This is a genomic window from Mycobacterium sp. (genome assembly GCF_035274705.1).
In the GTDB taxonomy this organism is placed as follows: domain Bacteria; phylum Actinomycetota; class Actinomycetes; order Mycobacteriales; family Mycobacteriaceae; genus Mycobacterium.
Map to the genome: position 1 here is coordinate 1 of NZ_DATENY010000040.1, position 21,913 is coordinate 21,913.

Annotated in this window: 20 protein-coding genes and 1 pseudogene; 7 read left to right on the forward strand and 14 right to left on the reverse strand. The window is 65.5% G+C overall.

Features of this window, described 5'->3' with window-relative positions; translation table 11 throughout:
* Positions 1-142 precede the first annotated feature (142 nt).
* Positions 143-1,300 (reverse strand): type III PLP-dependent enzyme, encoded by a 1,158-nt coding sequence (locus tag VJV41_RS10340; protein ID WP_325333312.1) that lies wholly within the window; start codon positions 1,298-1,300, stop codon positions 143-145.
* Positions 1,269-1,796 carry a hypothetical protein gene (locus VJV41_RS10345; protein WP_325333313.1) on the reverse strand — a complete coding sequence of 176 codons (528 nt, stop codon included), beginning with the start codon at positions 1,794-1,796 and terminating at the stop codon, positions 1,269-1,271. The genes VJV41_RS10340 and VJV41_RS10345 overlap by 32 nt, the downstream gene beginning before the upstream one ends.
* Positions 1,797-1,928: 132 nt before the next feature.
* Between VJV41_RS10345 and VJV41_RS10350 the strand changes: the two genes are divergently transcribed.
* The gene (locus VJV41_RS10350; protein ID WP_325333315.1) at positions 1,929-2,777 is read left to right on the forward strand and encodes an LLM class F420-dependent oxidoreductase; all 849 of its coding nucleotides are present in this window, start codon (positions 1,929-1,931) and stop codon (positions 2,775-2,777) included.
* A 68-nt stretch (positions 2,778-2,845) separates the two neighbouring features.
* Here VJV41_RS10350 and VJV41_RS10355 read toward each other — a convergent pair whose 3' ends face one another.
* The 3 genes from VJV41_RS10355 to sucC form a co-directional block, all read right to left on the reverse strand.
* A complete protein-coding gene (locus VJV41_RS10355; protein ID WP_325333317.1) occupies positions 2,846-4,372 on the reverse strand; it encodes an acetyl-CoA acetyltransferase in 1,527 nt (508 codons plus the stop codon).
* 107 nt (positions 4,373-4,479) lie between these two features.
* Positions 4,480-5,382 carry a succinate--CoA ligase subunit alpha gene (gene sucD / locus VJV41_RS10360; protein WP_325333319.1) on the reverse strand — a complete coding sequence of 301 codons (903 nt, stop codon included), beginning with the start codon at positions 5,380-5,382 and terminating at the stop codon, positions 4,480-4,482.
* Positions 5,383-5,392: 10 nt separating this feature from the next.
* Positions 5,393-6,568, reverse strand: coding sequence for an ADP-forming succinate--CoA ligase subunit beta (sucC, locus tag VJV41_RS10365; RefSeq protein WP_325333321.1), 1,176 nt, complete (start codon positions 6,566-6,568; stop codon positions 5,393-5,395).
* Positions 6,569-6,827: 259 nt separating this feature from the next.
* Here sucC and VJV41_RS10370 point away from each other — a divergent pair, with 259 nt between their 5' ends.
* Together VJV41_RS10370 and VJV41_RS10375 are read left to right on the forward strand one after the other, a co-directional pair.
* Positions 6,828-7,904: a M23 family metallopeptidase gene (locus tag VJV41_RS10370; protein WP_325333323.1), complete on the forward strand. Its 1,077-nt coding sequence runs from the start codon at positions 6,828-6,830 to the stop codon at positions 7,902-7,904.
* A 2-nt stretch (positions 7,905-7,906) separates the two neighbouring features.
* On the forward strand, positions 7,907-8,530 hold the full coding sequence (locus VJV41_RS10375; protein WP_414684929.1) for a hypothetical protein: 624 nt from the start codon (positions 7,907-7,909) through the stop codon (positions 8,528-8,530).
* A gap of 16 nt (positions 8,531-8,546) precedes the next feature.
* Here VJV41_RS10375 and pcrA read toward each other — a convergent pair whose 3' ends face one another.
* On the reverse strand, positions 8,547-10,868 hold the full coding sequence (gene pcrA, locus VJV41_RS10380) for a DNA helicase PcrA (RefSeq protein ID WP_325333325.1): 2,322 nt from the start codon (positions 10,866-10,868) through the stop codon (positions 8,547-8,549).
* Between the two features lie 235 nt (positions 10,869-11,103).
* Here pcrA and VJV41_RS10385 point away from each other — a divergent pair, with 235 nt between their 5' ends.
* A complete protein-coding gene (locus VJV41_RS10385; protein WP_325333327.1) occupies positions 11,104-11,415 on the forward strand; it encodes a chorismate mutase in 312 nt (103 codons plus the stop codon).
* A gap of 2 nt (positions 11,416-11,417) precedes the next feature.
* Here VJV41_RS10385 and VJV41_RS10390 read toward each other — a convergent pair whose 3' ends face one another.
* Both VJV41_RS10390 and VJV41_RS10395 read right to left on the reverse strand, forming a co-directional pair.
* Positions 11,418-13,403 (reverse strand): acyltransferase family protein, encoded by a 1,986-nt coding sequence (locus VJV41_RS10390; protein ID WP_325333329.1) that lies wholly within the window; start codon positions 13,401-13,403, stop codon positions 11,418-11,420.
* A 60-nt stretch (positions 13,404-13,463) separates the two neighbouring features.
* A complete protein-coding gene (locus tag VJV41_RS10395; protein WP_325333330.1) occupies positions 13,464-14,912 on the reverse strand; it encodes an NAD-dependent succinate-semialdehyde dehydrogenase in 1,449 nt (482 codons plus the stop codon).
* Between the two features lie 127 nt (positions 14,913-15,039).
* On the opposite strand from VJV41_RS10395, the gene pgi reads away from it, so the two are divergent.
* A complete protein-coding gene (gene pgi, locus VJV41_RS10400) occupies positions 15,040-16,707 on the forward strand; it encodes a glucose-6-phosphate isomerase (protein ID WP_325333331.1) in 1,668 nt (555 codons plus the stop codon).
* A gap of 13 nt (positions 16,708-16,720) precedes the next feature.
* Here the strand turns inward: pgi and VJV41_RS10405 are convergent, their stop codons facing one another.
* The 4 genes and pseudogenes from VJV41_RS10405 to VJV41_RS10420 form a co-directional block, all read right to left on the reverse strand.
* On the reverse strand, positions 16,721-17,095 hold the full coding sequence (locus VJV41_RS10405) for a hypothetical protein (protein WP_325333333.1): 375 nt from the start codon (positions 17,093-17,095) through the stop codon (positions 16,721-16,723).
* A 135-nt stretch (positions 17,096-17,230) separates the two neighbouring features.
* Complete coding sequence (locus VJV41_RS10410; RefSeq protein ID WP_325333335.1) at positions 17,231-17,980, reverse strand: SDR family oxidoreductase; 750 nt, start codon at positions 17,978-17,980, stop codon at positions 17,231-17,233.
* A 9-nt stretch (positions 17,981-17,989) separates the two neighbouring features.
* Positions 17,990-18,457 (reverse strand): zinc finger domain-containing protein, encoded by a 468-nt coding sequence (locus VJV41_RS10415; RefSeq protein ID WP_325333448.1) that lies wholly within the window; start codon positions 18,455-18,457, stop codon positions 17,990-17,992.
* Between the two features lie 153 nt (positions 18,458-18,610).
* Positions 18,611-19,012, reverse strand: a pseudogene (locus VJV41_RS10420) (DNA-formamidopyrimidine glycosylase family protein); the annotation flags it as partial.
* Here VJV41_RS10420 and VJV41_RS10425 point away from each other — a divergent pair.
* Entirely contained in the window at positions 18,950-19,510 is a 561-nt protein-coding gene (locus VJV41_RS10425; protein ID WP_325333337.1) for a TetR/AcrR family transcriptional regulator, read from the forward strand. The pseudogene VJV41_RS10420 and the gene VJV41_RS10425 overlap by 63 nt on opposite strands.
* Before the next feature lie 23 nt (positions 19,511-19,533).
* Positions 19,534-20,706, forward strand: coding sequence for a cytochrome P450 (locus VJV41_RS10430; protein ID WP_325333450.1), 1,173 nt, complete (start codon positions 19,534-19,536; stop codon positions 20,704-20,706).
* On the opposite strand, the gene VJV41_RS10435 is transcribed toward VJV41_RS10430, so the two are convergent.
* Together VJV41_RS10435 and cobF are read right to left on the reverse strand one after the other, a co-directional pair.
* Entirely contained in the window at positions 20,703-21,104 is a 402-nt protein-coding gene (locus tag VJV41_RS10435; protein WP_325333339.1) for a phage holin family protein, read from the reverse strand. The genes VJV41_RS10430 and VJV41_RS10435 overlap by 4 nt on opposite strands.
* 27 nt (positions 21,105-21,131) lie before the next feature.
* Complete coding sequence (gene cobF, locus VJV41_RS10440) at positions 21,132-21,875, reverse strand: precorrin-6A synthase (deacetylating) (protein WP_325333341.1); 744 nt, start codon at positions 21,873-21,875, stop codon at positions 21,132-21,134.
* Between the last annotated feature and the right edge of the window lie 38 nt (positions 21,876-21,913).

Consider the following 21,913-nt stretch of genomic DNA (forward strand, 5'->3'; position numbering starts at 1 on the left):
TCGCTGGTGACCAGGCCGCCGCTGACGTTGGGCACCCAGTAGGCGAACTTGACGTGGTCTGCGATGCGTTCGGTCGTCATGGTGAGCCATCCCAACAGCGACCACGAGCCGCGTCGTGGGTAACGCTCGCGCTGAAAGAAAGTCAGCTCATGACGATGGGTGTCGGCTTGATGCCGTTGAACCGGGACGACGTGACGGAGGTGTAGGCGCCCATTCGTGGGCTGATCAGCACATCGCCGATATCGAGCACCGGCATCGGGTAGTCGCGGGCCACCACGTCTGCACTGTCGCATGTCGGGCCTGCAAGCGTCACGCGCTCGTGGTCGCCCGTGTCCTCGCCGAGTTCGCGCAGCGCCAGGATCGGCGGGTGCACGTCTTCGGTCATGACGTTGGAGTAGCTGCCATACAGCCCGTCATCGAGGTAATGCCACACCTGCCCGTCGCGAACCGCACTGCCCACCACGCTGGTCAGCAGTGTCATCGCATCCGCGGCCAGGAATCGACCCGGCTCCGCGAGCAGAGTGAATTCGTCCCTGGCGTCGCCGAGGACGTCGTCGACGATGTCGGCGATCGCGTCGATGGCCGGCATCGAATTGCGGTAGCTGACCGGAAACCCACCGCCGATGTCGATCACACGGCTGGCTACGCCCAGGGTCCGATGGATGTGCGCGATCAGATCGAGCGTGCCGCGCAAGGCCGACCGATACGGCTCGGCCGACGCGCTCTGGCTGCCGACGTGGAAGCTGAACCCGGCAAATCGCACCCCCGAGGCGATGACGTGTTTGACGAGCAATTCGGCATCGGACGGGTCGACGCCGAATTTGGACGACAGGTCCGACTTCGCGGTGGGATTGCGGAACGCCAGCCGCACCAGCACCTCGATGTCGTCGGGTCGGCCCGCGAATTTATCTGCCTCGCAAGGATTCTCGACGACGAACGTGCGGATGCCAGCCGCATAGGCATGGTCGATGTCGGCCGGCTTCTTGATCGGGTTGGTGTGGATGCACCGGTCCATCGGCAGACCGAGCTGCTGTAGCTGGTCCACCTCCGCGCTGGTGGCGACGTCGAAACCGCCGCCGCAGAGCGCGATGGTGGTCAGTACGACGGGATGTGACAGTGCCTTCACGGCGTAGTGCAGACGGAAGCCGGGCAGTGCGTGATGGAGCTGGCGGTATCGTCGGGCGACCAGGTGGGGCTGGAGCACCAGCAACGGTGTGCCATGGCGTTCGGCCAGCGCGGTCCAGCGGCGTCCATCGACGCGCAGCTCGTCACGCAGCTGCGAGCGTCGGGACCGGTTCACCGTTCACCTCCTCGATGCGCGGTTCACGCCGCGCCAGTAGCGCCTTGAAGCGCTCGTAGCTGACGATGGCGCACACGTAGAACGCCAAATCGGAGACGAGCTTGCCGAACACCCAGCCTGCTGGCGTGTTGTGGAAGATCAACGGGCCGGCGTAGAACGCGACGGGTCTGACCATCAGGCTGTCGATGAGCTCGGCGGGACCGAACTCGATGGCCACGCTGCGCAGCGAAAGGAGGTTGGCCAGCGCGACCCGCACAATCCACGGGTGGCCGTGGTGTTGCCGGTATATCGATCGCAGAGCGTCGATGTAAGCGGCCGCGTAGTAGCCGACCGATGCGCCGACGGTCGCGGCGATGGCCGCGGCCGCCAACGAGCCCGTCGCCCCGTATGCGACCGCGGCGCCGCCCAATTCGCCCACGGTCCCGGCGATTTCACACGGCAGATAGCGACGAATCCATTCGCGCAGCTTCGTGCCTGCGGGTCCCCTGATTTTCACGCCCCGAACTGTTCCGTGGCGCCAGAACAAGATCGCGAGTATCGCGCTACCCGATCTCGCGCGGCGCACTACGCGGATGCGTTGGGAACCCCGCCCTTGCCCCCCAGATTGGAACACGTTCTAATTCTTGGCATGGACTACGGCCTCGTACTTTTCACCAGCGACCGCGGCATCACCCCGGCCGCAGCGGCCAAACTCGCCGATGACCATGGTTTTGCCACGTTCTACGTGCCCGAACACACTCATATCCCGGTCAAGCGCCAAGCCGCCCACCCGACGACCGGCGACGAGTCGCTGCCCGACGACCGCTATATGCGCACACTGGATCCATGGGTCTCGCTGGGCACGGCGGCGGCCGTGACGTCGCGGGTGCGGTTGTCGACGGCGGTCGCACTGCCGGTGGAACACGACCCGATTACGCTGGCGAAGTCGATCGCCACACTCGATCACCTTTCCGGCGGCCGGGTCAGCGTCGGCGTCGGATTCGGTTGGAACACAGACGAACTCACCGACCACAACGTCCCGCCCGGCCGGCGGCGCACCATGCTGCGCGAATATCTGGAAGCCATGCGAGCGTTGTGGACACAGGAAGAGGCTTCCTACGACGGCGAATTCGTCAACTTCGGCCCATCGTGGGCATGGCCGAAGCCGGTGCAATCGCACATTCCGGTGCTCGTCGGAGCCGCCGGCACGGAGAAGAACTTCAAGTGGATCGCCCGAAGCGCCGACGGGTGGATCACCACGCCACGCGACTTCGACATCGACGAGCCCGTCAAGCTCCTGCAGGACACTTGGGCGGCCGCTGGCCGTGTCGGGGCACCGCAGATCGTCGCGCTGGACTTCAAGCCGGATGCAGAGAAGCTGGTCCGGTGGGCCGATCTCGGCGTGACGGAGGTGTTGTTCGGCCTGCCGGACCGCTCCGCCGACGACGTCGCGGCTTACGTCGAACGGTTGGCAGGCAAGCTCGCCGCACTAGTGTAGTCACCGCGAGCGTGCGTGTCTGCTCCCCGACACGCCGCATTTCAACGTACAAGCGTGCACGCTCGTCGCTACGCGAGCGCGGCGCGATTCCCGTGCTCGGTCGACCACACGCTGATCGCAGCGCCAAGCGGATCGCCGTCGGACATCAGTGCAACCAGATCCTCGTCTTCGGTGGTGGCCATGAATCGGCTGTTGTCGGAGTCGAGGCGGCCGACGATGATCCCGGTGCGGATCGGCCAGTCGTAGCGCACTGAGTAGGTCTCGATCGTCGCGCGGCCATCAGGCTTCCCGGTGACGGGCACCTTCGGCAACGCGGCGATCTCCTGCTTGAGCTCCTCGCTGCGGTCGGTCCGCCAGTCGATGGGTTCGGTGCAGTAGATGCCGACCGAGTACTTGCTCATGATGCCGCCGTTGGCGCCGACGAAGCCGAATTGCCCCGGTGCTTCCCGCATTTCGCTCACGGTCTCGGCGATTCCGTGCAGCGAGTAACTGTTGCCGGGCCCGCCGAAATACGGCAGTCCGCCGGTGAGCGTCAGGCCACGCGGATCGTCATGATTGATACCGAGCGCCTCGCAAATGACGAAAACAGGGAACGGGAAGCAGCTGTACAGATCGAAGGTGGCAATGTCGTCGACGCCGATTCCCGCCACCCGCAATGCCTCTCGTGCGGCCATCACCGAAGCGGGACTGGCGCCCAGGTCTGCACGGTCCAGCGTCACCTGCTCAATCATGTCGGCGTGGCCGTGTACGTACACCCACTTCTCCTCGGGAACACCGAGTCGACGGGCCGCCTCGACCGACATCATCATCGCCGCTGCGCCTTGGTTGACCTGATCACGAGCGACGAGCAGGCGGGGATACGGGTCACAGATCATCCGGTTGTCGTCGGTGACGGTGACGATCTCGTCGACCGAACGCTCCACCGGCGACGACGAAAATGGATTCTTCGCAGCAACTTTCGAGAACGGGGCGAACAGTTCGGCCATGTTTCGTCGATAGTCGGCCACGCTCAGCCCCAGGCGTGCGCGGCGGGCGTTCTCCAACAACCCGTACTGCACGGGCGCGCCGGTCAACCCGTGCTGAATCGTGTAGTCGTCGATGTAGCTGAAGATCTGATGACCGCGATCCTCGAGCTGCCCGTCGACGTGCTCGGTGAAGTCCGGCTTGTCATCCCGGTTGGCGAAGTACCGCGCCGTCGACCCCGGCTCCGAGCCCATAATCATCACGACGTCGGCGTGACCCGCCACGATCGTGTTGCCCGCCTCGGTGACGAGCTTCTGCGGGCTCTGCCCGCCGACGGGTTCGAGCACGACGCGAGCAGGGTCGCCACCCAGCCGATTCATTACCGATCGTGGGTAGTTGTTGGACTTGCCGAGCGTCGCAGGCATCGGCCCGGAGATCTCGAACTGACGCAGCGCGAACACCGTGTCAACGGCCTCGGCGACGTTGGCCACGTTGACATCGGTATCGGCAAGCGCGGCGCGAGCGGCTTCGCTGGCCAGCTCCACTGCCGACATGCCCCGGTAATCGGGATCGTCGATGCGCTCAGTGAACTGGCCGACGCCGACGAGCACCGGGGTCCGCGGATCGACCATTACAGACCTCCTGACGAGTGTTAATTCGAGAGACTAACCAAATTTGCCCAACAGACGCAAAAGTCCCCGACACGCCGAGCGTGCGGGGACTTTTGCGTCTGCTCGCGCTAGAGGCTCTGCAGGATCTCCCGCGCTAGACGAGCAGTCTCCGACGGGGTCTTGCCGACCTTGACGCCCGCGGCCTCGAGGGCCTCCTTCTTGGCGGCCGCGGTGCCCGACGAGCCGGACACGATCGCGCCGGCGTGGCCCATCGTCTTGCCTTCGGGCGCGGTGAATCCCGCGACGTAACCGACGACCGGCTTGGACACGTTCGCCTTGATGTAGTCGGCGGCGCGTTCCTCGGCGTCGCCGCCGATCTCGCCGATCATCACGATGACCTTGGTGTCGGGATCCTTCTCGAAAGCCTCGATGGCGTCGATATGCGTGGTGCCGATGACCGGGTCACCACCGATGCCGATGGACGTCGTGAAGCCGAAATCGCGCAGCTCGAACATCATCTGGTAAGTCAGCGTCCCGGACTTGGACACCAGCCCGATCGGCCCGGGCCCGCTGATGTTGGCCGGCGTGATGCCCACCAGCGACTGGCCTGGCGTGATGATGCCGGGGCAGTTCGGGCCGATGATGCGGGTCTTGTTGCCCTTGTCGAGGTTGTATGCCCACGCATATGCGCTGTCCTGCACCGGGATTCCCTCGGTGATGACGACCAGCAGTGGGATCTCCGCGTCGATCGCCTCAATGATCGCGTCCTTGGCGAACTTCGGCGGAACGAAGATGATCGATACGTCGGCGCCGGTCTTCTCGATCGCCTCGACGACCGTGCCGAACACCGGCAGCTCGATGGCGTTGTCGTTGATGTCCTTGTGCGACACCGTCGTTCCGGCCTTGCGGGCGTTCACGCCGCCGACGATCTGGGTCCCAGCCTTGAGCATGCGGGCGGTGTGCGTGGTGGCCTCGCCGCCGGTGATGCCCTGGACGATGACCTTGTTGTCCTTGGTCAAAAAGATTGCCATGTCAGTCCTTTCAGGCCTTAGCGGCTTCGGCAGCCTTGGCAGCCGCCACGTCGGCGGCCTCGTCCATCGTGCCGACCTCGGTTACGAGCGGGTGGTTGGCCTCGGCGAGAATGCGACGGCCCTCGTCGACGTTGTTGCCGTCGAGGCGGACCACCAACGGCTTGTTGGCCTCGTCGCCGAGGATCTGCAGCGCCTGGACGATGCCGTTCGCCACGGCGTCGCATGCAGTGATGCCGCCGAACACATTGACGAAGACGCTCTTGACCTGCGGGTCATGCAGGATGACGTCGAGGCCTGCGGCCATCACCGCGGCCGATGCGCCGCCGCCGATGTCGAGGAAGTTGGCCGGCTTGACCCCGCCGTGCTTCTCGCCGGCGTAAGCGACGACGTCGAGCGTGGACATCACCAGGCCGGCGCCGTTGCCGATGATCCCAACCTCGCCGTCGAGCTTGACGTAGTTGAGGTCGTTCTCCTTCGCCTTGAGCTCCAGCGGGTCGGTGGCGTCGCGGTCTTCGAACTCGGCGTGACCCGGCTGGCGGAAGTCGGCGTTCGCGTCGAGCGTGACCTTGCCGTCCAGGGCGAGGATCTGATTATCGGGCGTGCGCACCAACGGGTTCACCTCGACCAGGGTGGCGTCCTCGGCGACGAAGACCTCCCACAGCTTCTGGATCGTCACCGCCGCAGCGTCGAGCACTTCGGCGGGAAGGTGGCCCTGCTCGGCGATGGAGCGGGCGAACGCCACGTCGACGCCCTTGACGGCGTTGACGGGAACCTTGGCGAGCCGCTCGGGCTTGGTCGCCGCGACCTCTTCGATCTCCATGCCACCCTCGACCGAGCACATCGCCAGGTAGGTGCGGTTGGCGCGGTCGAGCAGGAACGAGATGTAGTACTCCTCGGCGATGTCGCTGGCCTCCGCGACCAACAGCTTCTTCACGATGTGGCCCTTGATGTCGAGGCCGAGGATGTTCTGCGCATGAGTGAACGCGTCCTCAGGTGTCGCCGCGTACTTCACGCCGCCGGCCTTGCCGCGGCCGCCGGCCTTCACCTGAGCCTTGACCATCACGGGCTTGCCGATTTCCTCGGCGATCGCCTTGGCGCCTTCAGCGGTGTCGGTTACACGACCAGGTGTGGTCGGTACGTGGTGCTTGGCGAACAGCTCTTTCGCTTGGTATTCGAAGAGATCCATGGACTCACTGTCTGTTTTCGTTGACGGTCAAGTTAATTCAAGGGTTTGCGCCGAAAGGGCTGGGGGAACTTTATCCACACGAGTCGCGAGGATCTGCACCGCCTACCGGTCATGTGGCAGATCTCACCGCCGGGCCGTCAGTGATACACGTCACAATCCCCGGCGGAATACCCGCACGGGTTGCCACCAACATTGGGATTTGGTTAACGTGCCTCTGGTCTAGATCACGTTTCGGTCACGACTAGAAGGATTTTCCAGGTTGGCGCAGCACCGTTTGTCCAGGTCTCCCCAGGGAGTCTCGACGAACAGTCGCCCCAGCAGAATCGCCCCGCAGGCCCCCGAAGACGCCACCGAAATCACCGACATCATTCCGTTCAACGAGTTCGGTGACCTCGCTGACCTCGACTTTCGCGAAAATATGGCGTTCGACCGTGAATCGCAGGTCATCCACGCGCCCGAGCTCGACGACCTACACGACACCGACGATCTGATCCCGCTGCGGCTGGCCGTGCCGTCGGAGTTCCGGCCCGATGCGCGCGAAGAGCGCCGCTCGAATCACGCCTATCGCGACAGCCACACCGACGTCAGTGACGGTGTGGCCGCCACCGACATCATCGACATCTCCGGGCGGCGCGGTCTGCACCGAAAGCAGGAAGTACCCGTCAAGGGCCGGCTGATGGTCGCCGCGATGGCTGTCGGTGCCACGGCGGCCGGCGCATATTCGATGACGCACGCCTCCGAGAAGACCCCCGAGGACACCATTCTCGCCGCCGACCCGACCGCTACGGGTGCCGCTGCGATCACCGGCTCGGTGGACGGCATGCAGGTCGTCACGGTGGCTCCAGCGGCGCTCGAGGCGGTGCACGCCGAGGAGATCACGAAGGCCGCCGCGTTCGCGCAGGAGCGCGCTGACCGCGAGGCCCGGCTGAACCGCCCGCTGTTCGTGATGCCGACGAAAGGCGTCTGGACGTCCGGCTTCGGATATCGCTGGGGCGTCCTGCACGGCGGCATCGACATCGCCAACTCGATCGGCACGCCGATCCTGGCGGCCTCCGACGGGGTGGTCATCGACGCCGGCCCGACCGCGGGCTACGGCGCGTGGGTCAAGATCCGGCACAACGACGGCACCGTCACGCTGTACGGCCACGTCAACACATGGCTGGTCAGCAAGGGCGAGCGCGTGATGGCCGGTGACCAGATCGCGACGATCGGCAACCGCGGCAACTCGACCGGTCCGCACCTGCACTTCGAGGTCTTGCTCAACGGCACCAACCGCGTCGACCCTGTTCCGTGGTTGGCGCAGCGGGGACTGTCCCCGGGCAACTACGTTGGCTAAGTGTGAGTGACGGCCCGTCCGACGAAGCCTTTTCTGAACGCCCTCCAGATCAACCGCGCATCCGGCGCCAGCCCGACGGACCGACAACGTCCACGCCACAGCCGGCGCAATCCGAGCCGCAGACCACCATCATCCGCCGGCATCCGACCGGCGAGATCCCTATCGCCGAGCCGCACACCTGGGGGCACCGCCCGCTTGCGGGGGACTACATCCCACGCGCCACACCCGTCGCGGTGGGGCCATCGAGACCGAAGCCGCCCAAGCCGAGAGCCGCGATCGCTACGGCCGTCGTCAGCATTCTGGCGGGATGGGCGACGGCGGTCATCGCCACCGACCTGATCACCGGCTGGTGGCAATCTGACCCGTTGTTCTGCGTAGCCATCGGGTTTCTGACGGCCGTGTCCGCGGCGGCCAGCATCGCCGGTCTGATCGCGCTTCTGCTGCGTCTGCGGATGGGCCGACTGCTGATCGTGGTCGGGGCCGTCGTGGCCCTGCTGATCTTCGCGGGCTTGTTCGTCGCGGGCGCGAAACTGTCACCCGTCGTCTATGCGATTCCCGTGCTGCCGGTGGCCACCATCCTGCTCGCCCTGCTTCCGGCGACGGGACGCTGGGCCAGGGCTGGGTGATCTCCCGCCCCCGCCCTCAGAGTTTGGCCACCGGCGCGTGGTTGTGCATCAGCTTGACGCGACCGGCGCTGCCAAAGTCGATGAGCGACATGGCCGATTCGCCGACGCCGGACACTTCCTCCACGCGGCCCAGCCCGTATTTGTCGTGGCTGACCCGGTCACCCGGCTCCAGCACCAGCAGCGGGCGCTTACCTGCCGATGAACGCGTCGGCGACGGCCTTCTCATTTCAGGCGTGCCGAATCGGCCCGCCCCGCTGACTGGGGCGCTGAAACCCGGCGTTGGGTCGGTGCGCCGCCAGTCGATGAGGTGTTGCGGAATCTCCTTGAGGAATCGCGACTCGGGATTGAGCATCGGTTGACCCCATGACGAGCGCACCTTCGCCCGGCTGACGTACAGCCGCTGCCGTGCCCGGGTGATGCCGACGTAGGCAAGGCGCCGTTCCTCGGACAGTTCGGTCGGATCACCCAGCGCCCGCATGTGCGGGAACATTCCGTCCTCCCAGCCGGTCACGAATACCACCGGAAACTCAAGGCCTTTCGCGGTGTGCAGGGTCATCATCGTCACCACACCGGCGCCATGCTCGGGCAGCTCGTCGGCGTCGGCGACCAGCGACACCCGCTCCAGGAACTTCGCCAATACCCCCGTGTCGGGTACGTCTTCGTCGGCGGGGTCGGTCTCGCCCAGTGCTTCGGCGTTGGCCAGGTCGGTGCTGAATTCGTGTGCGACGCTGACCAATTCGTTGAGGTTGTCCAGCCGCGCCAGATCCTGTGGGTCGCTGGACGATTCGAGCGACGTGCGGTAGCCGGTACGGTCGAGCACCGCTTCGACCAGCTCGCCGAGTTCGCCGAGTTCGCCACGCAGATCGTCGAGCATCTCGACGAAGCCCGCAATCGCCTTCTCCGAGCGGGTGTTCAGCATCGGCACCTTGCCCTCGGCGGCCGCCTGCAACGCATCGTTGAAGCTCAACCCTGCGTTCTCGGCGTACACCGCCACACACGCCTCGGCACGGTCACCGATACCTCGGCGCGGCGTATTGAGGATGCGCCGCATGCTCACCGAGTCGCCGGGGTTGTCCAGCACCCTCAGGTACGCGACGATGTCGCGGATCTCCCTGCGCTCGTAAAACCGCACGCCGCCAACGACTTTGTACGGAATTCCGGCCCTGATGAACACCTCTTCCAGGGCACGCGACGAGTTGTTCGTGCGGTAGAACACCGCGACATCGTTATAGGTGATCTCGCCGTTGTCGGCGAGCGCGTCGATCTCCTCGGCGACGAACCGGGCCTCGTCATGCTCGTTGTCGGCGACGTAGCCGACGATCAGCTCGCCCTCCCCCGCGTCTGTCCACAGCCGCTTCTCGCGGCGGCCGGCGTTGCGGGAGATCACCGAGTTGGCCGCGCTCAAGATGTTCTGTGTCGAGCGGTAGTTCTGCTCCAGCAAAATCGTTGTGGCATTGGGGAAGTCGCGTTCGAAGTCCTCGATGTTACGGATCGTCGCTCCGCGGAACGCGTAGATGGACTGGTCGGCATCGCCCACCACGCACAGCTCGGCAGGCGCAACGCCGTCCTCCGTCTCACGCCCAACCAGTTCCCGTACCAGCACGTATTGGGCGTGGTTGGTGTCCTGGTACTCATCGACCAGAATGTGTCGGAACCGTCGCCGGTAATACTGCGCGATCTGCGGAAAGGCTTGCAGCACAGCGACTGTCTCGCCGATCAGGTCGTCGAAGTCCAAGGCGTTGGCCGCACGCAGCCGGCGCTGATACTCCGCGTAGACCTCCGCGATGATGCGAGGCAAGTCCTCCATGGCGTTCGACGCGTCGTAGGCCGCCTGCTCGGGACCGATCAGCTCGTTCTTCAGATTCGATATCCCGTTGGCCAGCAGCCGCGGCGAGTACCGCTTGGTGTCCAGCCCCATGTCTTTGCCGATCATCAGCAACAGCCGCCGCGAGTCGTCGGCGTCATAGATCGAGAAGTTGGAGTTCAGCCCCGGCAGCAGCGAGGCCTGGTTACGCAGGATCCGCACGCAGGTGGAGTGGAACGTCGACACCCACATCGAGCGGGCGCGCGGGCCGACAAGCTGCACCACGCGCTCACGCATCTCGGCGGCAGCCTTGTTGGTGAAGGTAATGGCCAGCACCTGTCCGACGCCGACGTCGCGGGCGGCCAGCAGGTAGGCGATGCGCCGCGTCAGCACCGCCGTCTTCCCTGACCCGGCACCGGCGACGATCAGCAGCGGCGAGCCCTCGTGCAACACCGCCTGGCGCTGTTGCGGGTTGAGGCCCTCCAATAATTCGTCGCTGGTCACAGGATCCAAGCCGGTCACGTGCACACTCATGTCGCAACCAAACTTACCGCTGCGAACAGACAGTTTTTGCCATGGCGCGGCTGTTGGTGGCACACTCAATCTCGTGCTCAACAGGCAGCCACCGACGATGCTCCTCGCCCAAGAGGCTCATCGCCGATTTTTCTACGGGTACCGGCCAGCGGTGCCCGTGGTCTAGCTGCTTCCCAGAGCCCCGCGGTCCGCTTCCGGATCCGGGGCTCGTCTCTTGTGTGAGGCCCGAAACCGGATGAGACCAGACCCCCCACACAACGAGGAGCCAATCGACATGACAACCGAGGCGATCGAGTCCGATCAAGTCCCTGACATCGACGACCTGCGCCAGGAAATCGACGAGCTCGACGCGACGATCCTGGAAGCGGTCAAACGCCGCACTGAGGTGTCCAAGCTGATCGGCAAGGCCCGGATGGCCTCGGGCGGCACCCGCCTGGTGCACAGCCGCGAGATGAAGGTCATCGAGCGCTACAGCGAGCTCGGCCCCGAGGGCAAGGACCTGGCGATGCTGCTGCTGCGTCTGGGCCGCGGCCGCCTCGGCCACTGACGCTATTTCGCGGGACTGGCCGGGGTCGCGGGACCTAGAAGCGCGTCGGTCAGCCAGGGCGTCAGCCACTTCACCGCTTCCGGCGTGGGATGCACCCCGTCCATACGCATCTTGATGCCGTCGACCTTGTTGGTGTAGACGCCGTCCGGGCACAGTTTGGCGTTCAGATCCAGCATTGTCACGTTCCGACGTGGCGCGATCACGGCTCGCAACAACTTGTTCCAGCGGTCGACGCGGGCCGGCTGGTCTTCCGGGTACAGGCTTCCGTCCGGCTTCTCCGCGCGCCGGTTGTAGGGCTCGGTCGTCACCACCACGCGCGCGCCGGTCGAGCCGAGGATGTCCAGCGCGCGACTGAGTTCACCCTGCAGATAGGCGTCGTACGCCGGATCGCCGATATGCGTCCAGTGGCCCTCGTTCATCCGGTCCACCACTTCCCAGCGACCGACGATCAACAGCACCACGTCGGGACGGTCATGGTTGATCCGCTGCGACCACCTGCTCGGCCAGGAGTCGCATTCGGGCTTCTGGTTGAGCGTGTCACCGACGTACCGATAGGGGCCACCGCGGGCGATACCGCATCCGATGGTCGTGTAGTTGGTGAAGTTCAGCCCCGGTGTCGGCGGCAGGTACCGCATCATCGTCCACGCGACCGAATCGCCGAACACCGCAACGCGCTTGGTCCCGGGAGCAGGCTGTCCCGACGGCGACCTGACCTCGACGGGCACCTCAGGCGCGATCAGTGCGGCCGAGTCGACGCTGCTGGTGTCCGGATCGGCGGGTTTGGCTCCGACCGGCAACACCATAATCGTGACCGCCGCGGCGGTCGCGGCCATTGCCCCCGCCAGCGGCAGCATCGGGACGATCACCGGCCGCCATCGACGGATGGGCTGCTCGAGCAGCCACCACGACGCGGCGGCCACCGCGATGGTCACCGCACACCGCAGCGCGAACAGCGACCAGCCCGACCAGCCGGTGCGTTCTCCGTTGAGCGCCAAGAAGATCGGCCAGTGCCAGAGGTAGACGCCATAGGAGATCGCGCCGAGCCATACCAGCGGCCTCCACGCGAGCACACGTCCGACGGCTGAGCCCTGGTCCAGCGCCACCGGCGCGACGACGAGCACGGCGGCCGCAGCCACCACGAACAGCAGCCCGCCGCGAAACTCCCGGACACTGCCCGTCGCGAAATGCGCCGCCAGCCCCAACACGGTCAGCCCGAGGACCGACAACGCGCCGGCAATCCACCGCCGCAATCGCGTGCGAATCAGCGTGCCGCCGTCGATCAGCACCGACCAGTCCCTCACCAGCAGGGCCGCCGCCGCGGCACCGACCAGCAACGCCTGCGCCCGCGTGTCCGTGCCGAAGTAGATGCGGTTCAGCGACACATCGGTGGTGAACACGATCGCCGTCGCCGCCGAAGCCACCACGCCTGCGGTCGCGAGTACGAACACGGCCAGCCGGGCCCGCGTCCGAAACACCATGGCCACCGCCAGCAGCAGCAGGGGCCAGATCAGGTAGTACTGCTCCTCCACACCCAGCGACCACGTGTGCTGCAGCGGCGACGGCATGGCGCCCTGCGAAAAGTAATCCGTTTTCTGCGCGACGAACGCCCAGTTGGACATCCAGAAAAACGAGGCGACGGCGTCCTCGCGCAGCGTCGCGGTGGCTTCGGCCGGGAAGAACTCGCGGGCGCCTACCACCGCCAGCACCATTGCGAGCAGCGCGGGCAGCAACCGTCGCGCACGCCGAATCCAGAAGTCGCGCAGCGCAATTCGTCCCGTACGGCCGAGTTCGTCGAGCAGCAGTGAGGTGATCAGGAATCCGCTGAGCACGAAGAAGATGTCGACGCCGAGGAACCCGCCCGACACTCCTGGGATACCGCCGTGGTCTGCCAGCACCAGCGCGACGGCCACGGCACGGATGCCGTCCAGCGCGGGAATGCCCTGAGCCCGAGCGACATGTCGACGCGGAACGACACGGACCGGGCGCACTGGCCGAAGTTTAGGTGCGCCGGCGCGACGAATCCGGAAGGCGCGCCTGGTGTTAGCGGGTTACTTCGTCAGCGCGATGTACTTCACATCGAGGTACTCGTCGATGCCCTCGAAACCGCCTTCCCTGCCGAAACCGGACTCCTTGACGCCACCGAACGGGGCCGCCGGATCGGAGATCACGCCGCGGTTGACGCCGACCATGCCGGATTGGATTCCCTCGGCCACGCGCAGCGCGCGGTCCAGCGACTGGGTGTAGATATAGGCGGCCAGGCCGTATTCGGTGTCGTTGGCCGCCGCGAGTCCTTCCTCTTCGGTGTCGAAGCCGGTGATCGGCGCGACGGGGCCGAACACCTCCTCTTTGAGGATGCGGGCATCGGAGGGCACGTCGGCAAGAACGGTCGCCGGGTAGAAGTTCCCCGGCCCGCCGGGAGCCACACCGCCGATGGCAACGGTCGCGCCGCGCGACACGGCGTCGGACACCAGATCCTCGACGGTGGCGACCTGTTTGGAGTTGATCAGCGGGCCCAGCGTCGCCGACGAGTCAAGCCCCTTGCCGAGGGTGAACTCGCTCATCCGCTTCACCATCTTCTCGGTGAACTCTTCGCGCACCGCGTTCGCGACGTGGAATCGGTTGGCCGCGGTGCAGGCCTCGCCGCCGTTGCGCATCTTGGCCAGGATCGCGCCGTCGACCGCGGCGTCCACGTCCGCGTCGTCGAACACCACGAACGGAGCGTTGCCGCCGAGCTCCATCGATGTGCGCAGCAGCTTGTCCGACGACTGCTTCACCAATGCCTTGCCCACGCCGGTGGAGCCGGTGAAGGTCAGCTTGCGCAGCCTGCCGTCGTCGATCAGCGCCTCGGTGACCGGTCCTGGATTGCTGGTCGGCAGCACCGACAGCACGCCCTTCGGCAGGCCGGCCTCGTCCATCAGCTTGGCCAGCAGCAGCATCGTCAACGGCGTCTCCTGGGCCGGTTTGACGATCATCGTGCAGCCCGCCGCCATCGCGGGGCCGATCTTGCGGGTGCCCATCGCCAGCGGGAAGTTCCACGGGGTGATCGCATAACACGGGCCGACGGGCTGCTTGGTGACGAGGATGCGGCCAGTGCCCGCCGGGCTCGGCGTGAACCGGCCCGCGATGCGCACGGCCTCTTCGGCGAACCAGCGGAAGAACTCCGCACCGTACTTGACTTCGCCCATGCTCTCGGGCAAAACCTTGCCCATCTCCAGGGTCATCAGCGTGGCGATGTCTTCGGCTCGCTCGGTGATCTTCTCGAAGACCGCGCGCAGCACCTCACCGCGCTCGCGGGGCGGGGTCGCCGCCCACTCGGCCTGTACGGCGCAGGCCGCGTCGAGCGCGGCGACCGCGTCCTCGGGGGTGGCATCGGCGACGGCCGTCAACACCTGGTCGTCGGAGGGGTCGAGAACGTTGAATGTCGACTTGCCTTCGCGTTCCTCACCATCGATCCATAGGCCGGTGGGTACTGACTTCAGCAGTGCGGTGGTGTCCATACGTTCATCATTTACTCCTTTGTTCAACGGGCCGCACTAGGGTTCTGAACATGAGCACCCGAAGACGAGCGCGTGTGAGGATCGCAGCGAGGAACGAGCGAGGACCGGAACGAGCGGGAGTCGAGGCATGAGTACCGATACGCAGCAGATCCCCGATATTGCAGCCACTCCCGCCTGGCAGGCCCTGCAACGGCATCACGACGAAATCGGTCCAAAACACTTGCGGGAGCTCTTTGACGAGGATCCCGAACGCGGCACGGAACTGGAGCTCACGGTCGGCGACCTCTACATCGACTACAGCAAGCACCGAGTCACCCGCGAGACGCTGAAGCTGTTGATCGACCTCGCCCGTACGGCGCGCCTGGACCAGCGGCGCGACGCCATGTTCTCCGGTGTGCACATCAACACGTCGGAGAACCGCGCCGTGCTGCACACCGCGCTGCGGCTACCGCGCGGCGCCGAGCTGATCGTCGACGGGCAGAACGTCGTCGAGGACGTCCATGCGGTGCTGGACCGGATGGGCGACTTCACCGACCGGCTGCGCAGCGGCGAGTGGACGGGCGCCACGGGCGAACGCATCAAGACCGTCGTCAACATCGGCATCGGCGGCTCGGATCTCGGCCCCGTGATGGTGGACCAGGCATTGCGACACTACGCCGACGCCGGCATCACGGCGCGGTTCGTCTCCAACGTCGACCCCGCCGACCTCGTCGCCAAGCTCGACGGATTAGACCCTGCGACAACGCTTTTCATCGTCGCTTCCAAGACTTTTTCCACACTCGAGACGCTGACCAACGCGACGGCCGCGCGTCGCTGGCTTACCGATGCGCTTGGCGACGCGGCGGTGTCCAAGCATTTCGTCGCGGTGTCGACGAACAAGAAGCTGGTCGACGACTTCGGTATCAACACCGACAACATGTTCGGCTTCTGGGATTGGGTTGGCGGGCGCTATTCGGTGGACAGCGCAATCGGTTTGAGCGTGATGGCCGTGATCGGACGGGAGCGCTTCGCCGAGTTCCTGGCCGGCTTCCATATCGTCGACGAGCACTTCCGCACCGCACCGCTGGAGGCCAACGCTCCGGTACTGCTCGGGCTGATCGGCTTGTGGTACAACAACTTTTTCGGCGCGCAGTCGCGCGCGGTGCTGCCGTACTCCAACGACCTCACACGCTTCGCCGCTTATCTTCAGCAGCTGACCATGGAGTCCAACGGCAAATCGGTGCGCGCCGACGGCACGCCCGTAACCGTCGACACCGGCGAAATCTTTTGGGGTGAACCGGGAACCAACGGCCAGCACGCCTTCTACCAACTGCTGCACCAGGGCACCCGGCTCGTGCCGGCTGACTTCATCGGTTTCTCCCAGCCCACCGACGATCTGGCGACCGCCGACGGCAAGGGCAGCATGCACGATCTGCTGATGAGCAACTTCTTCGCCCAGACCCAGGTGCTGGCATTCGGCAAGACCGCAGAGGAGATCGCCGCCGAGGGCACGCCCCCGGAAGTCGTGGCGCACAAGGTGATGCCCGGGAACCGGCCGACCACATCGATTCTGGCCACCAAGTTGACCCCGTCGGTCGTCGGCCAGTTGATCGCCCTCTACGAACACCAGGTGTTCACCGAGGGCGTCATCTGGGGCATCGACTCGTTCGACCAATGGGGAGTCGAGCTCGGCAAGACTCAGGCCAAGGCTCTGCTGCCGGTGATCACCGGCGAGGATTCGCCTGCCAAGCAGTCGGACTCGTCGACCGACGCGCTAGTGCGCCGCTACCGCACGGAGCGCGGTCGCAGCGCCTAGCAAGAGTCCTCGGTTACGGGGCTGGGATGTTGATGCAGCCCACGTTCGGGATGCATCCACTGGCACCACCGGGACCAGCCGTGCCACCGGGTCCATAGGGCGAGAGCGAACCGGAGGCACCGCCCAGGTCAGCCTCGCCGACAGGGCCATAGGGGATCTCACCTGAGGCACCGCCGCGATCAGCCTCGCCAGACGGACCGTACGGGATGTTCACCTCGGCGCCGCCGGGGCCGACATTGCCGATGTCAGAGCACGGCGTGCCGTCAGCATTGAGGCACGGAGGGGGAGGCGCCGGCGGGTCGGCCATGGCGGCCGGAGCAATGGCGATCGCAGCGGCCGCGGCACCAACGAACAGTGCGGGCGTCATCTTCGAAAGTTGCATGATCATGTCGTTTGGCTACCACGATCGCCGGTCGCCTAAACCCGTAGCGTTGCTAACCACCAATCGGCGAGCGTGCGTGTTTGTCCGTCGTTTGCCGGCGTGTCGCGTACAAACACGCACGGTCGCGGGAAAGGGAGGGGCCTAGGCGAATTTGGCGGCCAATTGCGGCGGCAGTAACCGCAGCATCTGCACCAGCGGCGCCCACGGCCAGGTCGGCACCGCGGCCCGGCCGGGTTCGCGTTCGATCGCGTCGACCATCGCCTTGCTGCCGGTCTCGTTGTCGACCATCAGCGACGTCGTCTCCGCCTTGGCGGTCATCTCGGATTCGATGTAGCCCGGCTCGATCACCGTCACCTTGATCGGCCCCTTGGCGTATTCGGCGCGCAGCGATTCACCCAGTGACGACACCCCCGCCTTGCTGGCGGCGTAGGCGGCGCGCACGCCGGGCACTCCCTTGTTGGCCAGTACCGACGAGATCAGCACCAGATGCCCGCCGCCGGCGTCCTTGAACATCTCGACTGCGGTTTCGATTTGCACAAGTGCCGCAACGAGATTCGTCTCAATGGTGGCCTTGTTGGCCCACAGCTTTCCCGACCCCAACGGCGCGCCCTTGCCGATACCCGCGTTGACGATGATCCGGTCGATGCCACCCAGGTCGTCGGCGAGCTGCGCGAACACCTTGGGCACCCGTTCGTGGTCGTTGACGTCGAGCTCAGCCACCGCGACCGTGATGCCGGGGTGCTTTTCGAGCAGCTCAGCCTTCAACTCGTCGAGCCGGTCGGTGCGCCGGGCGCAAAGCGCCAGGTCGCGCCCTTTGGCTGCGAACGCACGGGCCATTCCCGCACCAAGGCCTGACGACGCGCCGGTGATCAAGATCTTCTGCCGAGTCACTCCGACAGCCTATTTGAGCAGCCTCGATAGCCGCCGATCGGCGAGCACCTTGCCGCCGGTCTGGCATGTCGGGCAGTACTGAAACGACTTGTCGGCGAACGACACTTCGCGCACAGTGTCGCCGCACACCGGGCAGGGCAGGCCGGTACGGGCGTGCACCCGCAGCCCCGACCGCTTCTCCCCCTTGAGCGTCGCCGCCTGCTGGCCGACGGACCGCTCGACGGCATCAGTGAGCACGCTGGTCATCGCGTCGTGCAAGGCGGCCAGCTGCGCGTCCGTCAGCTTGCCTGCGGTCGCGAACGGGGAGATCTTGGCCACGTGCAGGATCTCGTCGCTGTAGGCGTTGCCAATGCCTGCGATCACCTTCTGGTCGGTGATGACGGTCTTGATCCGCCCGCTGTTGCCGGCCAGCACACCGGCCAACTCCTCGGGCCCCAACGACAACGCGTCGGGTCCGAGTGCCGCGATGCCTGGCACGTTGGCCGGGTCGTCGACGAGCCACACTGCTAACCGCTTCTGTGTTCCTGCCTCGGTCAGGTCGAAACCCGGTGCGTCGCCCGGGGTTCCGAGATGAACGCGCAGCGCTATCGGGCCCTTGCCGGGCTTCAGCGGGGCCGCGGCCAGCTTGTCCGACCACCGCAGCCAGCCCGCACGCGACAGGTGCGTGATGAGGTGCAGGTCGCCTGCCTGCATGCCGAGGTATTTGCCCCACCGGTCGGCCCCGGTGACGGCCTGACCATGCAGCACGTTGATCGGCGGGTCGAACGTCTTGAGCACCGACAACGCCGATACGTCGATGCGGCCGATCGTCAGCCCGACGGCGTGGCGGCGCAGATGAGCGGCAAGCGCTTCGATCTCGGGCAGTTCAGGCACTCGTCCAGTCTGCCGATCGTCATCGTTGACGTCCATGCACTCCCTGTGACAATCTGAACACTGTTCGAATTCGAACAGTGTTCGAAAGGGCGTGATGTGGAGCAGGCCGCCCCCGCGCTGGGGTACGGAGCATTGGATCGGGCTCACCTGACCAAGCATCTGCTCGCACTGGCACAGCGCGTCGGGGTCGAGAAGGTCACGATGCGAGGGCTGGCCACCGAGGCGGGCACCTCGGCGTCGTCGGTGTACTACCACGTGAACGGCAAGGCCGAGATGCTGGACCTGCTGATCGAAGCGGTGGTCAACAGCATCGACATTCCGCAGCAAGGCGACTGGGACAAGCGCATCATCGCGCTGTACCTCAACGGCCGGCGCGCGATGGTCGCCGTGCCGGGTATCGCGGGACTGCTTCAACGGCGCCCGCTCACGTCGGCCGCGGCCGCAGTGGACCGCGCGACTCGCAACATTCTGCGCGAATCGGGTCTTCCCGCAAAGGATCTCGCGGCCGCGCACGCGTTGCTCTTCACCCACCTGCTGGGGTCGGTCGAACTGCAACACAGTCGCACCACAACGGGCTCGGTGGATCCGGGCGGCGACCCGGAATCGGTGTTCCTCTACGGCCTGCAAGTGATTCTGACCGGCATTCGCCATATGTAAGGAGTTCGACGGTGACGTATCCGCTGCATTCCCCGGAGTTCTACGCCGGCGATCCCTACCCTGCGTTCAAGGAACTACGTGCGAGTGCCCCGGTGTGCTGGAACGACACCGCCGGCTTCTGGGCGCTGCTGAAGTACGACGACATCAGGTTCGTCTCGACCAACCCGGCGATCTTCTCCTCGGCCAAGGGCGTCTCGATCCCGGATCCCGCCGTGCCGAACCCGGTGCTGGAGGGCAACCTGATCTTCACCGACCCGCCACGTCACAGGGAGCTGCGCAAGCTGATCAACTCCGGATTCACTCGACGCCAGGTGCGACTACTCGAGCCGAAGCTGCGAATGTTCGCGCGACGGATCCTCGACCAGATCGATCCAACGAGCACGTCGGAGTTCGCCGAAGAGATTGCGGCGCCCCTGCCCACGTGGATGATCGCGGAGCTACTCGGTGCGCGGCCCGAGGATTGGGAGCAATTCCGGGCGTGGTCCGACGCAACAGTCGGGACGGCCGATCCTGACGTCGAACTCGATCAACTGACCGCGCTGACACGGCTCTACTCGTATTTCGAAGAACTGATCAAGGCCAGGAGAACCGGCGCGAAGACGGGACCCGACGACTTGTTGTCGGTACTGATCACGGCGGAGATCGACGGCCAGCGACTCAGCGACGAGGACCTTCTCAACTTCTGCTATCTGCTGTTGATCGCGGGCAACGAAACCACCCGCAATCTCATCGCATTGGGCATGCTGGCTCTCATCGAGCACCCCGACCAGCTCCGCACCCTGCGCGACGATCCGAGTCTCGTACCCACCGCCGTCGAGGAGATGCTGCGGTACACCAGCCCTGTCGTCAGCATGGCCCGGTGCGCAACCCAGGACGTCGAGCTCCGCGGCAAGCTCATCCGTGAGGGCGACGTGGTGGTGATGCTGTACGGATCGGCGAACCGGGACGAGGATATCTTCGGCCCAACCGCAGAGGAGTTCGACGTTACGCGAACTCCCAACCCGCACATCGCATTCGGGTGCGGTGAGCACTCCTGCCTTGGCGCACAACTTGCACGCCTGGAGGCCAGGGTGCTGTTCGGTGAATTGCTGGCGCGATTCGGAGAAATCGAGCTCGCCGGCGAGGTATCGCGAATGAAAGCCACCATCGTGCCGGGTGTCAAACGAATGCCCGTACGGCTGAGGGCCGGCGTTTAGTCGCGGACGCGGCGTCCGGCATCACGGGTGACGAGGGACAGCAGCCAGCTCACGATCGACAACACGATCGCTGCCCAGATGGCGGTCCACCAGAAGTGGTCGATGGCCAGGCCCCAGTGCGTGGTGTGCTCCGTGATCCACGCAGTGATCCACAACATCAGCGCGTTGATGACGATGTGGATCAAGCCGAGCGTGAGGATGTACAGCGGTATCGACAGGATCTGCACGATCGGCTTGATGAATGCGTTGACCAGCCCGAAGATCACCCCGACGACGAAGATGATGCCGACCCTCTGCACCGTCGTTTCGCCGCCGACGAATGAGAGCCCGGGAACGATCAGCGTCACCACCCATAGCGCAAAACCAGTCAACGCGGCGCGCAGGAGGAAGCTCCCCATGCGGTTGATCTTGCCACGGTCCGCGCGTTACGTCTGCGGGCGCAGCAGGTAAGTGTCCATGATCCAGCCGTGTCGGGCGCGCGCCTCGGCCCGCAAGTCCACGATCGTGGAGCCGACTTCTTCCACAGTGCCGGACGCAAGTAACTCGTCGGGCGTACCCAGATAGGCCCCCCACCAGATGCGTGTCTGTGGCGGACAGGTCTGAAATGAGCAGTCGCTGTCGAGCATCACCACGGCGGCGCCGGACAGCCCGTGCTCGCGTAGCTGCCTGCCGGTGGTGATCAGCACGGGTTCGCCAACATCGTTGAGCGGTATGCGATGTCGCGCGGTCAGCGCCTGGATCGCAGTGATGCCTGGAATCACGTCGTACTCGAAATCCACGTGGGCAGCGACCATGTCGAGGATCCGCAGAGTGCTGTCGTAGAGCGATGGATCACCCCACGCGAGGAACGCGCCGACGCCGTCGGATGCAAGCTCTGTCTCGATGGCCTTCGCCCAGATCCGCGCCCGCGCAGCGTGCCAATCCGAGACGGCGTGCCGGTAATCGCCGTCTTTGGCGCGCGACGGGTCCGGCAGGGCAACGAAGCGGTAGCCGGGCTCGCGGATGAACCTCTCGCAGATGTCTCGCCGCAACGCCACCAGGTCGTCCTTCTGCGAACCCTTGTCCATCGCGAAGAAGACCTGGGTGTCGTTGAGCGCCTCCACGGCCTGCACCGTCACGTAGCCGGGGTCGCCGGCACCGATGCCGATCACATGCAGCCGTCGGGTCACGCAGGCGAGTATGCCCTATGACCAGGCATTACCATTGG